Origin of the sequence: Thermobifida sp. (genome assembly GCF_017577275.1) — a bacterium.
GTDB lineage: Bacteria > Actinomycetota > Actinomycetes > Streptosporangiales > Streptosporangiaceae > Thermobifida > Thermobifida fusca.
The window spans coordinates 18570-32982 of the sequence record NZ_PITY01000029.1; the positions used below are offsets into that span (position 1 = coordinate 18570).

The window sequence follows — 14413 nt, forward strand, 5'->3', positions numbered from 1 at the left end:
GGTCGTCAAACCCGGCAGCGTACTCGGTGAACGGTAAGGACAGGTGGACGGCCTGGTCACGCCAGAGGTTTGCTTAGACAGTCTGTTCAGGGTCGGCGACGAGTTCAGCGGACAGGAAGGTTCCGTCGTCGGCGTAGTTCATGCGCACCAGGGTTGAGGAGTCGAACAGCCAGTAGTCGAAGCGGGGGAGTCCTGCAGGCTACTGGCCTTCGGGTACGGCGATGATGCGTACGTCCTCTCCGGCCGCCACGGTGTGGCGATAGGCCCACGCGCATTCGAAACGCACATAGTCGGAGAGCGGCTCGGTCACCATCATGTGAACACGGTGGAATCGTTTGCCGGCCCGGACGCCTCGCCGGACCCGTTCCACCCAACGGGTGATACTGGGGAAGTTCCCTCCCGCTTCACCCTCCTGGAATCTGGCGAGTTCCACCATTTCGTAGGGACGCCATAGACGAACAGCGACGCGCTTAAGTAGAGCTGTTCCCTTCAGGAACCCCCGCTCCTGAGCTGTGCAGCCGAGTGAGCGTGTCGGGGCATCGCCAGGGTGTCATGGGTGTCCGCCGCCTCCTGGGGCAAGGCTGTGCCCTCGCCTTCACGAGGCACACGACCGTGGCAGCGGTCCGATCATGAGTGCCACCCCACCATGGGGGCGCTTCTCGGTCACGGTCTGTGCATGGCTACTCTGCGGTTTCGTGCCGTGGGAGACGGCGGCGACACACCGTGGAGGAGCGATGGGGGAGTTCATCAGGTTCGAGTCGGACGGCCCGGTGCGGCACATCGTCCTCAATGCGCCGCAGCGGCTCAACGCCCTCGACCGGCCGATGCTCGCCGAGCTGGCCGAGGCGGTCCGCGCGGTCGCGGCTGATGAGGAGGCGCGCGCCCTAGTGGTCAGCGGCGCGGGCCGGGCGTTCTGTGCGGGCGCGGATGTCACCAGCCTGTTCGGGGATCCCACGCGTCCGCCCGCGGTGATCCGCGACGAGTTGAAGCAGGTGTATGCGAGCTTTCTCAGCATTGCCGACCTGACGATTCCCACGATCGCCGCGGTGGGCGGTATCGCGGTCGGTGCCGGGGTGAATATTGCGATGGCCTGCGACATGGTCGTGGCGGGCCCGAAAGCGAAGTTTGCGATCACGTTCGCTGAGATGGGGCTGCACCCGGGCGGCGGCTGCAGTTGGTTCCTCACCCGGCGGATGGGCGGGCACCGGGCGTTGGCGACCCTGTTGGACGCGGAGCGGATCGATGCTGAAGAGGCGTTCCGCGCCGGTCTGGTCACCCGGCTGGTGGAGGATCCGGTGGCTGAAGCGCTGGCTATGGCCCACAGCTACGCCGAGCGTGATCCTGGCCTGGTCAGGGACATGAAACGGGCGGTGCGGATGGCGGAGACCGCGGATCTCGCCACGGTGTTGGAGTTCGAGTCGTGGGCGCAGGCGTCGTCGGTGAATTCGCCGCGTTTCCAGGAGTTCCTCGCCGAGTTTGCGGCGCGGAAGAACAAGAAGGAGTGAACGGGTGTGGGGCGGTCCACCTACCGCCCCACACTCTTCTCCCTTCCCCCGGCTTGGGTTAGCGGACGACCGTGACCGTGTGTGCCGTAGCGTCGCGGGCGAGGTGGCGGCCGATGACGAGCCGCTGGATCTGGTTGGTGCCTTCGAAGATCTGCATGACTTTGGCTTCGCGCATGTAGCGTTCGACGGGAAAGTCGCGCGTGTAGCCGTAGCCGCCGAGGACTTGGACTGCGTCGGTGGTGACGCGCATCGCGTTGTCGGTGGCGATGAGTTTGGCGATGGACGCTTCTTTGCTGTAGGGCAGGCCGGAGTCTTTGAGGCGGGCGGCGCGCAGGGTGGCGGCGCGGGCGGTTTCTACGGCTGCGGCCATGTCGGCGAGCAGGAAGGCAAGCCCTTGGTGTTCGATGATGGGTTTGCCGAAGGCTTCGCGCTGCCGGGCGTAGTCGACGGCGGTGTCGAGCGCGGCTTGGGCTAGGCCGGTGGCAACGGCGGCGATGCCGAGCCGTCCGGCGTCGAGGGAGGACAGCGCGATCGACAGGCCTTGGCCTTCGGCGCCGATGCGCTGGTCAGCGGGGATGCGCACCCCGTCGAAGCGCAGCATGGTGGTGTGCGAGGCGGTCAGCCCCATTTTCCGTTCGGTGCGGTCGGCGCTCAGGCCCGGGGTGTCGGCGGGGACAAGGAAGCAGGAGATGCCGCGGGAACGGTCGTCGCTGGTGCGGGCCATGACCGTGTAGAAGTCGGCTTGCCCGCCGTGGGTGATCCACGCTTTCACGCCGTCGAGGATGTAGTGGTCGCCGTCGCGTCGGGCACGGGTGGTCATGGCGGCGGGGTCGGAGCCGGCGTGCGGTTCGGAGAGGCAGTAGGCGCCGAGCAGGTCGCCGCTGAGGAGGTCGGGAAGCCACCGTTGCCGTTGTGCTTCGGTGCCGTAGACGGCGAGGGCGTAGCAGGAGAGTACGTGCACGCTGACGCCGACGCCGACGGAGGCCCAGACTGCTCCGATTTCTTCGAGGATGTTGAGATAGGCCTCGTAGGGTTGGCCGCCTCCGCCGTACTCCTCCGGGTAGGGGAGGCCGAGGACACCGAGTTTGCCGAGTGTGCGGAACGCTTCTCGGGGGAAGCGTTCGGTTTCTTCGGCTTCGGCGACGTGTGGTGCGAGTTCCCGCGACGCTACTTCGCGGACGAGTTCGACCAGGTCTGCGGTTTCTTGGGACGGCATCAAGCGTGTGACGGACATGAGCACACCCCCGTACTATTTCGAGTACCAGAGTACTGTTTTGAGTACTCGGAAAACAAGAGGGCCTCTCGGTACGCTGGGGCCATGCCTGCCCTCCAGAGGTTGTCGGAGAAGACCCGTGCGCGCCGCGAGGAACTCCTCGACGGTCTGCGCCGCCTGTTCCTCGCTGAGGGGTTTGCGCGCTTCAGCGTGAGTGACATGGCGGAACGGCTGCGCTGCTCCAAGAGCACCTTGTATCTGGTGGCGCCGAGCAAAGAGCAGATCGTGGTTGCCGCGGTGCGTTCCTATTTCAAGAGGGCAGCCGAACGCATCGAGGCCCGCGTGGCCGAAGCGCCGCCCGAGAAGCGGCTCGTGGTCTACTTGGAGGCAGTCGCCGCAGAGTTGGAGCCGGTGTCGGAGCAGTTCTACGCCGATTTGGCGGCGTTCGCTCCCGCCAACGAGGTCTACCAGGAGAACACGCTGGTAGCGGCCCGGCGGGTGCAGGAACTGGTCGCTGAAGGGGTGGCTGCTGGCGTGCTGCGCCCGGTCAACGCTGCTTTTGTGGGGGCTGCGGTGGCCCGGGTCATGACGGGGATCCAGGACGGCACGATCAAAGAGGCCACGGGGCTCGACGATGCCGAGGCCTACCGCCACTTGGCTGACCTGGTGATGGCGAGTCTGACCCGGGAGGTCACCGAGTCGCCGCTGGCTTAGCGGAAAGGGCGCGGCGGCACTGCTTGCTGGGTTTGTTTCTGCTGCGGCCCCCGGGAGCGTTCAGTGTTGGGGTAGAGGATGCGCTCCCGCGGGGCCGCCTTGTGCGGTGAAGGATGAGGGCAGTGCTCACCGCTGCGGGAATCCGGGCAGGCAGTGCCAGTGCTGCCCCTGTGGGCGTCCCGCGGTTACTGCAGGCTGGGGAGGGCGCGCAGCACGTCCAGGGAGACTGCGATCCGTTCCCGGGCTGCTGCGGGCACCGTCCCGCCGACAGGGTCTTCAGCTGTTCCGCCCCACCGGCGCAGGATCTGCAGCGGGCGGAGTCCTTCACGCTCGCTGTGCGCGATCCGGTCGGCCCAGAAGCGTGCTGCGGGTTCTTCGGCGGTATCCAGTGCGAGGAATCCGACGGCGTCGTCGGTTTCTGTTGCCCACAGGAAGCCCAGCAGTGCTCCCTTGCGGACTACGGGGAGGTAGCGGATCAGCGCCGTGGACGTGGGAGTGTGGCGTGGCGCGGTGTCCGGGGAGGTGGGCGGGGGGATCGAGGCGGGGGATGCTCCGTCGGGGTGCGCGGTCAGATCGTCCACCGGTTCCGTCTCTTTCGTCATTTGTGCTGGAAGTCCGCTCGTGGCGTGCGGCCACGCTGCCTCCACTCGACCTCGCGCACCTCCCGTCCTGGTGGGGTGTCGGGTGGATCGCCGTGGCTGCTCCTTCCTCACCAGCGACAACGACAAATTTCACTTAATGGCGAGGATGCGGTTTTCTGTGATGGTTTTCGGAACTTCGGACATTACCACGTCTGCCGACATTGAATTACTGCGCAGGACATAAGGGGCAAATTCTGCCATATCAGACAGAGGTCTGATGTGTCCTATCATCTCTTGGGCCCCTGCAATCCACTCTCGGCGGAGCCGGGATCCCTCTGAGTGCTCAGGAGGAGAATTCCGCTGAGGCCAAGGCCTTCCTTAGAAGGAATCCATCATCCGGTCATCCTAGGAAAACAATTCTGAACAGATGGCGGTGAATCTTCATTTTCGTGAGGGAGTGGCAGGTGCTAACGCGAAAAGAATTCTGAGAAAACGAAAACATCTTTCATTTTCTCGGTGGTGGTCAGCACAAAGGCCACGGGCGGGACCGCAGTAAGCGGTCCCGCCCGTGGCCTTCTCCCCCCTTATCTTCCCCCCGGGAGACAGGTCAGGAATCTCGGACTTTAAGCCGTCAGCAGCGACTTACCGGGATGCTTCCGTGCTCAGCAACCACGCCCGCGTCAAGGGCCGTCATGCCTGCGAAACCCCCTGTCGTGGGCTGCAGGGAGAGCGCAGCCGAGTGCGCCCTCCCTGTCCTGCGCCGCGGCCTACCTGGGACAGCGACCACATCCCCATGGCCCCGGGCAGCCCGCAGTGTGGGGGACCCCGCTGCCACCCCGAGGCCGCCAGCCACGGCTCCCCCGCTTGCCTGCTGGCTGAGCGGCCACGGTGGTGAACCCCCACGTAAGGCCAGCGCACCGCAGTAGCCCCCGAGTAGAAAACCCTGGCTGGAGGCTTCCCCTGCGGTATTCGCCACCCTTTCCTCGTCACCGGAATCCGTGCCACACGAGTCCCCGATAAGCCCGGCTGCCGGGATACCCCCCTCCTTGCCCGGCGTGCCATCGGGAGAAACGGCGAGATGCGCGGCCTTTCGATGGAAGAAATCCGCCATCCACCTCACCTCTCCTCTTGTGTCGGGGACACCGCTGCCGATTTACGGCAATGGTGCTCGACTCCGGTGATAGGAGCAGTGAAATTCTAAAAATGAACCATCCCCCTTCGCAGGGGATTCGCGCATATTCCCACCGTCTTGAACAAAAAATTCGGGCTTTGCGTGCAAAGCCCCCTAAACGATCAGTGGTGAACACGCCGGATCGGATAGCGGACGAGTCCTAAATCCTGAATCGGACTGACAGAAACTGGGGAGGGTGTTCCTCGGCCCGGGACCCCGTCGCAGCCCCGAAAAAAAGACACACGGTCCCGCCCGCCGACTCCGCAGTCCCCGACACACAACACGGCTCGGGAAGGCGGGATGACACCCTCCGCCCCCGAGCCGTCTCACTGATCCATGGCAGCGGGCCGCGGCCCAGCCCCAGGTATGCGCCGACCTACAGGTACGGTCCCGAGCTGCCCTGCACCCGACCCTGCTGGGCGTGCTCGCCCTCCCCCTGCTGCTGCAGCGCAGAAGGCAGCGCCCGGCGCATGTTCTCCAACTGGGCGCGCGCCGCCATCTGCTGGGCGAACAGTGTCGTCTGAATACCGTGGAAGAGACCCTCCAACCAGCCCACGAGCTGAGCCTGAGCGATCCGCAACTCGGCCTCGCTCGGCGTCTCCTCGTCGGTGAACGGCAAAGACAGCCGCTCCAGCTCCTCCACCAGTTCCGGAGCGAGCCCGTCCTCCAGCTCCTTGATCGAGCTGGCGTGGATCTCCTTCAACCTGACCCGGCTCGCCTCGTCCAAGGGGGCGGCCTTGACCTCCTCCAGCAGCTGCCGGATCATGCTGCCGATCCGCATGACCTTGGCAGGCTGCTCCACCATCTCGGTGACCGGACGCCCCTCCGACTCCTCCTTCTCCTCCTCATTCGAGGGCGCAGGGGGCACGGCGGCCGGGCCGCTCGGCCCCAGAATCAGCACCTGGGGCTGCTCTTCCTGACTGGGTCCGTTGTTCATCGCATCTCCCACCTTGCGGCTGTTGACGTTGGAGACACTACGCCGATTTCGCGGTGAGTGTTATTAATTGGTAACAAGCAGAATCTTTCCGACATGCTCGCTGGCTTCCAGGACACGGTGCGCTTCGGCGGCCTGGCTGAGTGGCAGTACCCGGTCCACGACCGGCCGGATCTCCCCTCTCTCGACCAGCGGCCATACCCGCTCTGTTACCTGCGCGACGATCGCGGCCTTCTCCTCCAACGGGCGCGACCGCAGCGTCGCGGCGTGCACAGACAGCCGTTTGATCAGCAGCCGCCCCAAGTCGAGCTCTGCTCTGCGCCCGCCCATCAAACCGATGACGACCAGCCGTCCGCCCACCGCAAGTGAACGGAGATTAGCCTCCAGGTAGCTGCCGCCCATGATGTCGAGCACCACGTCGACGCCGCGGCCGCCGGTCTCTTCCCGCACCCGCGCAGCAAAGTCCTCGGAACGGTAGTTGATCGCCACATCCGCACCGAGCTCCCGGCAGCGGGCAAGTTTCGCTTCGCTTCCCGCGGTGGTCAGCACGCGGGCGCCGAACGCGCGGGCCGCCTGGATCGCGAAGGTGCCGATCCCGCTGGCGCCGCCGTGCACCAGCAGAGCCTCGCCTTCACGCAGCTGGGCGGTCATGAACACGTTGGCCCACACCGTGCAGGCAACCTCGGGCAGGGCTGCGGCCTCGACCAGGCCGACCCCTTTGGGGACCGGCAGCAACTGGCCGACAGGAACCGCTACCCGCTCGGCGTAACCGCCGCCGCTCAGCAGCGCGCACACCTCGTCGCCCACCCGGTAACCAGAGTCTTCAGTGCCGGGGCCGAACGCAATGATGCGGCCGGAGCATTCCAGCCCCAGGTATTCCGGGGCGCCCGGAGGCGGCGGGTAGTTGCCTTCCCGCTGGCTGATGTCGCCTCGGTTGACCGCTGTTGCCGCAACCTCGACGAGGACTTCTCCCGGCCCGGGCTGGGGGTCGGGGACCTCCTGCCAGACCAGATTCTCCGGACCGCCGGGGGCACTGACGACTATCGCTCGCATGGAATCCACGCTACCCACCCCGTCGCGGGCGGGGCAGACCCGTCAAACAATGCCGAGATGCGGCTTTCGCTCCCTTCTCATCTCATGACCACTAGTTCTATCGTTGATGACCGAGTGCCCGACGAACCCGGAGACGGCGCGACTCGCCGAGCGCACCGTCTTTCGACTATGAAATAGCCAAATACCACGCATACCCAGTACGGTCTGCGGAATGTCCTGAGGAGTGGCGCGGTGTCCTACGAAGAGCACGACGGTTCCGAACACTTCGGTGCTCGTTCGCCGCGCTCGCGATACGAGGATCCCGCGGTCGACACCGAGCTAGGGGAGGACCGCTACGAGGGAGCCGACGAGTGGTTCGGCGACGACGATTTCGACTTGGACCTTGCCCCTCCCCCACCCTATGCCCAAAAACTGAGCCCTGAACCGGCTCCGACCACCTCATCTCCCCCCGAGCCTGCCCCGTTCGCGGACCAGTCCTCCGGCGACAGCCACGGTCCCGGCCAGCTGGCGCCGCCCGGTCCGCTCGCCCAGCCGCAGCCTTCCCCACCGCGGCAGTTCGACGGGCCTGCGCCGGCAGCCCCGTCGCCTGACCTGCCGCCGGACCCGCTCCCTACCGTGTCGTCCCCGGACTTGTTCCGGGCCGACGCCACCCGGGGCGGACCGGAAACAGGACCGCCGTCCCCCGCCGTGCCCGATGCGAGCGGCCCCGGCAGCGAAGCCCACTCCCCGGAATCCTCGGCGCCGAAGGCGGATGACTCGCCCGCCGAATCGGTGCGGTCGCGCTTCGGCCGTAACCGGCCGCAGCTCCGCCAGTTGCTGGAAGAAGCCCAGCAGCGGTCCGCTCCCCCGCCGCCCCCGCCCGAGGACGTTCCCGAGCCGGAACCGCTTCCCCCGCTGGACTTCTCCGGGGCATTGACCACTCCCCCGCCGGGCCCGGCCCCGACGACGCCCCCGCCTGCCGCCCCAGCCTGGCGTGACCCTCACCCGCCGCGCCGGGAAGACACGCCGCCTCCACCAGTCCACGACCCGCGGACCACGGACCCGGAGACCCCGCGGTCTACGGCAGCGTCGCCCACGCCTTCCAGGCCCGCGTCCGCGAAGACACCCCCGTGGTTGTCCTCCCCGTCGCAGGGGAACAGCGCCACCGGTCCCGCGACGTTCGCCCCGCCCGTGGTCACCCCGGGCCGGGAGTGGAGCGGCGGCTACCGTCCCGGCGCGGTCACCGGGTGGCGGCGGGCCGTGCGGTCGATCACCTTCGGCCTCATCAACCCGGGGAACTCGCGGGCGGAACGCCGCCGCCAGGAGATGATCGCCCGAGCCTGCACCCATGTGGTGGGCGGCCACCACCGGGTTGCGGTGCTCTCCCTCAAAGGCGGGGTCGGCAAGACCACGACGACCGCTGCCCTCGGATCCATGCTGGCGTCCCTGCGTGGCGACCGCGTACTCGCCATTGACGCCAACCCGGACCGGGGCACCCTGTCGGACAAACTCCACTTGGAGACTCCCACCACGATCCGGGACCTGCTCAACGAGAAGGACACGATCTCCCGGTACGCCGACATCCGCGCGTTCACGTCCCAGGCCCCGTCCCGGCTGGAAGTGCTCGCCTCAGACCAGGATCCTGCCGTCTCCGAAGCGCTCAGCGAATACGACTACCGTGAGGTCGCCCGGATCGTCGAGCACTTCTACTCGATCACGCTCACCGACTGCGGCACCGGGCTGCTGCACTCGGCGATGCGGGGCGTGCTTGGCCTGGCCGACCAGATCATCGTGGTCTCCACCCCGTCGGTGGACGGAGCGCGCAGCGCGTCCGCCACACTCGACTGGTTAGACGCCCACGACTACGGGTCACTGGTGCGGGGCGCGGTCGTGGTGATGTCCATGGTGCGCCGCAACAGCAAGTCCAACGTGGACTTGCAGCGGTTGGAGGAGCATTTCGCGTCCCGATGCCGCGCCGTAGTGCGCGTGCCGTGGGATCCGCACCTGGATGAGGGCGCCGAAATCTACTTGGACCGGCTGCAGCCGAGCACCCACGACGCCTACCTGGAACTGGCCGCCACCGTGGGGGAGGCGTTCGCCTGGCCGCGGTGACCGCCGCGGGGCTGGCGTGCCTTAGGCAATAGGGAAGAACACGGAGCAGCGTCGCGCACCAACACACCGTGTCGGTGCGCATCAGCATGCCCGCGCGTATGCCCGCTTTTCCTCCGGGGTGCGGCGCCGTGTGCGGCTCCTCCGATAGGGGTTGAAGACACCGATTCGCGGTTCAATATGTGCCACAGCAACATGTGAATCACATCACTTCTTCTCTACCTTCGGTGGCACACCCCTGATCCTGCCGTCCCCACCGCCGCCCGCAGGGTGGCGGGGACACCTGGAGGAGACCATGCGTTATCCCCCTTACGCACCTTTCGCAGCCGCGCTCTGCGCCGGTGCTCTCGTCCTCACCGCCTGCGGCAGCCCGGAGAGCGCCGCCACAGGCGACGCTGACGGCCCCATCAAAATCGGCCTCGTCTACTCCATGAGCGGGCCGCTCGCCACCTACGGCGAGCAGTACTACCAGGGCTTCGAAGCCGGACTCGAATACGCCACCGGCGGCACCATGGAAGTCGACGGCCGGCCCATCGAAGTCACCACCCGGGATGACGCTGGCGACCCCACCAAGGCGGTGTCCGCGGCCCGGGAACTCATCGGCGAAGGCTACGACATCATCGCCGGGTCCACCGCGTCCGGCGTGGCCGTCCAAGTCGCCCCGCTCGCCGAACAGAACAAGGTGCTGTTCATCTCTGGACCGGCCGCCACCGATGCCATCACCGGCATCAACGACTACACGTTCCGTTCCGGCCGCCAGACCTACCAGGACATTCTCGCCGCGGGTTCTTTCATGGACGACCCCGAAGGCAAGAACGTCATCGTCTTCGCCCAGCAGAACGCGTTCGGCCAGGACAACGTGGACGCGGTCACCACCGTCCTCGAAGCCCAGGGCGCCACCGTGGACAGTGTCCTCGCCCCGCCTGACACCACCGACCTGACCCCGTTCGCGGAACAGGTCCGCCAAGCCGACCCTGACCTGCTGTTCGTGGCGTGGGCGGGGGAGACCGCCTCCGCCATGTGGAAGGCCCTCAACCAGCAGGGGGTCCTCGACGCCACCGAGGTCGTCACCGGACTGGACATCAAAGCGTCCTACCCGGTGTTCGGCGAAGCTGAAGGCAAGATCTCCTTCCTCTCCCACTACTTCGACGGGGCCGCGCAGACCGAAGCCGAGCAGATGATGCGCGAATTCGTCGAAGACAACGGCGGTGAAGTAGACCTGTTCACCCCCGACGGGTTCACCGCCGCGCAGATGATCGTGCACGCCATCTCTGAAGGCGACACCACCGAGGAGCGGATCAAAGCCCTGGAAGGCTGGACCTTCGAAGGCGTGAAAGGCACCCTGACCATCCGGGCGGAAGACCACGCGCTCCTCCAGCCCATGTACCAGGTGCGGTTGGTCGGCAGCGGCGCAGACGCTGTCCCCGAACTGATCGCGGAAATCCCTGCCGCCGACGTGGAACCCCCAGTCGCGGAGTGACGTGATGACCTCCCCCACCCCCTCTCCACCAGCCCCGGTCCTGGTCCTCAACGACCTGAGCTGGTCGGTTGGCGGCGCCGTCATCGTGGACGGCGTGTCCATGACCGTCTCCGACGGTGAATTCCTCGCCGTCATCGGCCCCAACGGAGCCGGGAAAACCTCGCTGTTCAACCTGGTGTCCGGGCTGACCCGGCCCACCCGCGGCACCGTGGAACTGCTGGGGACCGACATCACCCGGCTCCCGCCGCACCGGAGGGCCCGCCTGGGCCTGGGCCGCACCTTCCAGACCTCCAGCGTCTTCGCTGACCTGTCCGTTGGCGCGAACGTCGGTCTAGCGGTCCAGGCCCGGTTGGGGGAGTCGCGCCGCTTCTGGCAGCGCGCCACCCCCGTGACCGGGCCCGAGATTAGCCGGGTTTTGGACCTGGTCCGGCTCTCCCACCGGGCCGACGCACTCGCCGGAGACCTGTCCCACGGCGACAAACGCAAGCTCGAACTCGCGCTGCTGCTGGCCCGCGAACCCCGCGTCATCCTGCTCGACGAACCCATGGCCGGGGTGAGCGCGGGGGAGATCGGTGAACTCGTCGACGTCATCCGCACCGTGCACCGCGAACAAGGCTGCACGGTGCTCATGGTCGAACACCACATGGAGGTGCTGCTCGATATGGCCGACCGCCTGGCCGTCATGCACCACGGCGCGCTCCTCGCCCTGGCCGACCCGGACACCGCCATGGCGGACTCGCGGGTCCAAGCCGCCTACCTTGGGGATGCGCTGTGACCGCCGCCGAGCCGCTGGTGGACGTCGCCGATGTGCACGTGTGGATCGAGGGCTCCCACATCCTGCAAGGGGTGTCGTTCACCGTTGCTGACCACGGGGTCACTTCGCTGCTCGGCCGTAACGGGGTCGGCAAGACCACGACCGTCAAAGCGATTCTCGGACTGGTGCCGCGCACCGGTCGGATCGTGTTCGCTGGCCGCGACATCACCGCCGACCCCACGCACGCGATCGCCGCGATGGGCATCGGCTATGTGCCGGAAGACCGGGGCGTGTTCGCCGGGCTGACCGTGGCCGAGAACCTGCGGCTGGCGGAGCGGCGCGGGCACACCCCCCGCTACGACCTCGTGCACGACCTTTTCCCCGAGCTGGCGCGGCGCGCCAACCAGCCCGCGGGCACCCTGTCCGGCGGCCAGCAGCAGATGCTCGCCATCGGCCGCGTCCTGCTCAACGACAACCGGCTGCTCATCGTGGACGAGCCCACGAAAGGGCTTGCCCCGCGGGTGGTTGCGGAGGTGGCGGACGCGGTCGCCCGGATCGCGGAAGAAGTGCCGGTGCTGCTTGTCGAGCAGAACTTGGCGCTGGTGCGCCGGGTGGCCGGGCAGGCCGTGGTCGTGGACGCCGGCCGGGTCGTGCACACCGGCAACGTGCTCGACCTGCTGGACGACGCCGAACGCACCCGGGAACTGCTCGGCGTGTCCAAAACCTCCGTTCCCGCACACGGCCAGCCGGGAGGAGCCGCATGAGTACCGTTGTCTTGCTCGTCGTGACCGGGCTCGGGCTCGGCGCGCTCTACTTCCTCATCGCTTCAGGCCTGTCCCTCATCTTCGGCCTGATGGATGTGCTGAACTTCGCGCACGGCGCGTTTTTGACCATCGGCGCCTACGCCACGTGGTGGGCCAGCGTCTATCTGCCTGGCGCAGGCGGGGACGGGGTCGGTTTCCTTGTCGCTGTAGCGTTCGGGGTTGCTGCGGGCACGCTCGCTGCCACCCTCGTCGAACTCGGGGTGATCCGCCCCTTGTACGGGCGGCACCGGGAGCAGATCCTCGTCACTGTCGGACTCAGCTTGGCGGTCCCCGCTCTCGTGCAAGCGATCTGGGGCGCGGACCCGCTGCCGTTCCCCCGCCCGGAGCTCGTCTCCGGCACGGTGACTCTGCTTGGCGCGGCCATTCCCACCGACCGGTTCCTGCTGATCGCGGTTGCTGCCCTGGTCCTCGCCGGGCTGCTGCTGTTCGGAACCCGCACCCGCTACGGCCTGATCGTGCGCGCCGGAGTGGAGGACCGGGCCATGGTCACCGCGCTTGGTATCGACGTGCGCAAGTCCTTCACCTTGGTGTTCGCGATCGGCGGGGCCGCGGCCGCGCTCGCGGGCGCGCTCGGCGGCCTCTACTTCGGGGTGATCACCCCGTTCCAAGGCACGTCCCTGCTGGTCTTCGCGTTCATCGTGGTCGTGATCGGCGGTACCACGTCCACGGTGGGCTGCGCGGTCGCGTCGGTCGCGGTCGGCATGGTCCAGCAGTTCGCCAACTACTACACCGTCGCCGGGCTCGGCGACATCGCCGTGGTGATCGTGCTCGCCGCAGTGCTGTTGACACGGCAGGGCGGGCTCGCCAAAGCAACCGCCGGGAGGGTGGCATGAACGTCGACACCGACACCAAGCACACAACCGAGGCCCCTGCCGCCCCCGCCGCACCGGTCGCCGAGGCGGTGCGCCGCCCCCGGCGGGTTCCCGCGTGGGTGGCCCCGGCCGTGGTCGCGGTGGTGCTGCTGTCCCTGCCGTTTTCCACGCTGCGGATTCCCGGCCTGTTCGAAGGCACTTTGAACAGCCCGTCCACGCTGCACGTGCTCGCCACCTGCCTTGTCCTGGGCGGGCTCGCCACCAGCTACGACCTGCTGTACGGGCGGGTGGGGCTGCTGTCGTTCGGGCACGCCCTCTACTTTGCGGCCGGCGCCTACCTGGCGGTGCTGCTCATGGGGATTCTGGAGCTGCCGCTGCTGTGGTCGGCGCTGATCGCCGTGGCTTCCGGCACCCTGCTGGCCTTGGTGTTGGGCGCGATCTCGCTGCGTGTCTCCGGCATCGCCCTGGCCATGGTGACCTTGGCGTTCGCGCAGGCCGGGTCGATCCTGGTGGTCCGCGACCCGGGGCGGATGACCGGGGGCGAGGAAGGGCTGTCGCTCAACCCGGACCTGGTGCCGGACGCGTTCATCGGCGTGGTCAACACGGTCAACCTGTACTGGCTGGCTGTCGGCTACGTGGTGGTGGCGCTGGGCGTGGTGTGGTGGCTGAGCGCCACCCCGGTGGGCCGGGTCTGGCAGGGGATTCGCGCCAACGAGCAGCGGGTCTCGGTGCTGGGCGTCAACCCTTACCCGTACAAGCTGGCCGCGTTCACGGTCGCGGGCGCGCTCGCCTCCCTGGGCGGGGTGGTCTACCTGGTCGTGTCCGGCGGGGTCACTCCGGCGATCACCACCGCCGAGTTCACGCTGACCCTGCTGGTGATGGTGTCGCTGGGCGGCGCGGGCACCCGCTGGGGGCCCCTGGTGGGCGCGGTCGTCTACACCTACGTCGACCACCGGCTGCTGCAGTTGGCGGCCTCGGACGTGTTCGACGGTCTGCCCGCGGTGGTGCGCGCCCCGCTGAGCCAGCCGCTGTTCATCCTCGGCACGCTTTTCGTGCTGCTGGTGTTCTTCTTCCCCGGCGGGCTTGCCGCACTGCCTTCCCGGATCCATGCGGCGCTGCGCCGCCGCGCCGCCGCGGCATAGCCGTCCCAAGCCCGGCCCCTGCTGTGCAACCGTCAAGTTCCCTCACCTAGCGGGGGCCGCGGGCCGGTTCCGGGCCGTTCCCTGGCGGGCGTACGGTTCGGAACCGGCCGTCTCGCACCCGGTAACCGTTTGAGGAGTCGTG

General features: G+C 67.6%; 12 protein-coding genes and 1 pseudogene. 8 read left to right on the plus strand and 5 right to left on the minus strand.

Going from position 1 to position 14413, the window contains the following annotated elements; genetic code table 11:
* Positions 1–73: 73 nt before the first annotated feature.
* A pseudogene (locus CW348_RS15960) lies at positions 74–436 on the minus strand (DUF6879 family protein).
* A 298-nt stretch (positions 437–734) separates the two neighbouring features.
* Between CW348_RS15960 and CW348_RS14055 the strand changes: the two are divergent.
* A complete protein-coding gene (locus CW348_RS14055) occupies positions 735–1505 on the plus strand; it encodes an enoyl-CoA hydratase (RefSeq protein WP_011290514.1) in 771 nt (256 codons plus the stop codon).
* A gap of 58 nt (positions 1506–1563) precedes the next feature.
* On the opposite strand, the gene CW348_RS14060 is transcribed toward CW348_RS14055, so the two are convergent.
* Positions 1564–2739 carry an acyl-CoA dehydrogenase family protein gene (locus tag CW348_RS14060; protein ID WP_104612976.1) on the minus strand — a complete coding sequence of 392 codons (1176 nt, stop codon included), beginning with the start codon at positions 2737–2739 and terminating at the stop codon, positions 1564–1566.
* A gap of 84 nt (positions 2740–2823) precedes the next feature.
* On the opposite strand from CW348_RS14060, the gene CW348_RS14065 reads away from it, so the two are divergent.
* Positions 2824–3432: a TetR/AcrR family transcriptional regulator gene (locus CW348_RS14065; RefSeq protein ID WP_061783942.1), complete on the plus strand. Its 609-nt coding sequence runs from the start codon at positions 2824–2826 to the stop codon at positions 3430–3432.
* Positions 3433–3617: 185 nt separating this feature from the next.
* Here CW348_RS14065 and CW348_RS14070 read toward each other — a convergent pair whose 3' ends face one another.
* From CW348_RS14070 to CW348_RS14080, 3 genes are all read right to left on the minus strand, one after another.
* On the minus strand, positions 3618–4034 hold the full coding sequence (locus tag CW348_RS14070) for a hypothetical protein (protein WP_016187989.1): 417 nt from the start codon (positions 4032–4034) through the stop codon (positions 3618–3620).
* A 1526-nt stretch (positions 4035–5560) separates the two neighbouring features.
* Positions 5561–6121, minus strand: coding sequence for a bacterial proteasome activator family protein (locus CW348_RS14075; protein WP_011290518.1), 561 nt, complete (start codon positions 6119–6121; stop codon positions 5561–5563).
* A 63-nt stretch (positions 6122–6184) separates the two neighbouring features.
* Positions 6185–7171, minus strand: a complete 987-nt coding sequence (locus CW348_RS14080) for an NAD(P)H-quinone oxidoreductase (protein WP_104612977.1) — start codon at positions 7169–7171, stop codon at positions 6185–6187.
* Positions 7172–7402: 231 nt separating this feature from the next.
* Here CW348_RS14080 and CW348_RS14085 point away from each other — a divergent pair, with 231 nt between their 5' ends.
* The 6 genes from CW348_RS14085 (at position 7403) to CW348_RS14110 (ending at position 14271) form a co-directional block, all read left to right on the plus strand.
* Positions 7403–9262: a MinD/ParA family protein gene (locus CW348_RS14085; RefSeq protein ID WP_016187990.1), complete on the plus strand. Its 1860-nt coding sequence runs from the start codon at positions 7403–7405 to the stop codon at positions 9260–9262.
* Positions 9263–9554: 292 nt separating this feature from the next.
* Positions 9555–10739 (plus strand): substrate-binding domain-containing protein, encoded by a 1185-nt coding sequence (locus tag CW348_RS14090; protein WP_011290521.1) that lies wholly within the window; start codon positions 9555–9557, stop codon positions 10737–10739.
* Positions 10740–10743: 4 nt separating this feature from the next.
* The gene (locus CW348_RS14095) at positions 10744–11514 is read left to right on the plus strand and encodes an ABC transporter ATP-binding protein (RefSeq protein WP_016187991.1); all 771 of its coding nucleotides are present in this window, start codon (positions 10744–10746) and stop codon (positions 11512–11514) included.
* Positions 11511–12257, plus strand: a complete 747-nt coding sequence (locus CW348_RS14100) for an ABC transporter ATP-binding protein (RefSeq protein WP_011290523.1) — start codon at positions 11511–11513, stop codon at positions 12255–12257. Before CW348_RS14095 ends, CW348_RS14100 begins: the two co-directional genes overlap by 4 nt.
* A complete protein-coding gene (locus tag CW348_RS14105; RefSeq protein ID WP_011290524.1) occupies positions 12254–13150 on the plus strand; it encodes a branched-chain amino acid ABC transporter permease in 897 nt (298 codons plus the stop codon). The genes CW348_RS14100 and CW348_RS14105 overlap by 4 nt, the downstream gene beginning before the upstream one ends.
* Positions 13147–14271, plus strand: coding sequence for a branched-chain amino acid ABC transporter permease (locus CW348_RS14110; RefSeq protein WP_011290525.1), 1125 nt, complete (start codon positions 13147–13149; stop codon positions 14269–14271). The genes CW348_RS14105 and CW348_RS14110 overlap by 4 nt, the downstream gene beginning before the upstream one ends.
* Positions 14272–14413: the final 142 nt, after the last annotated feature.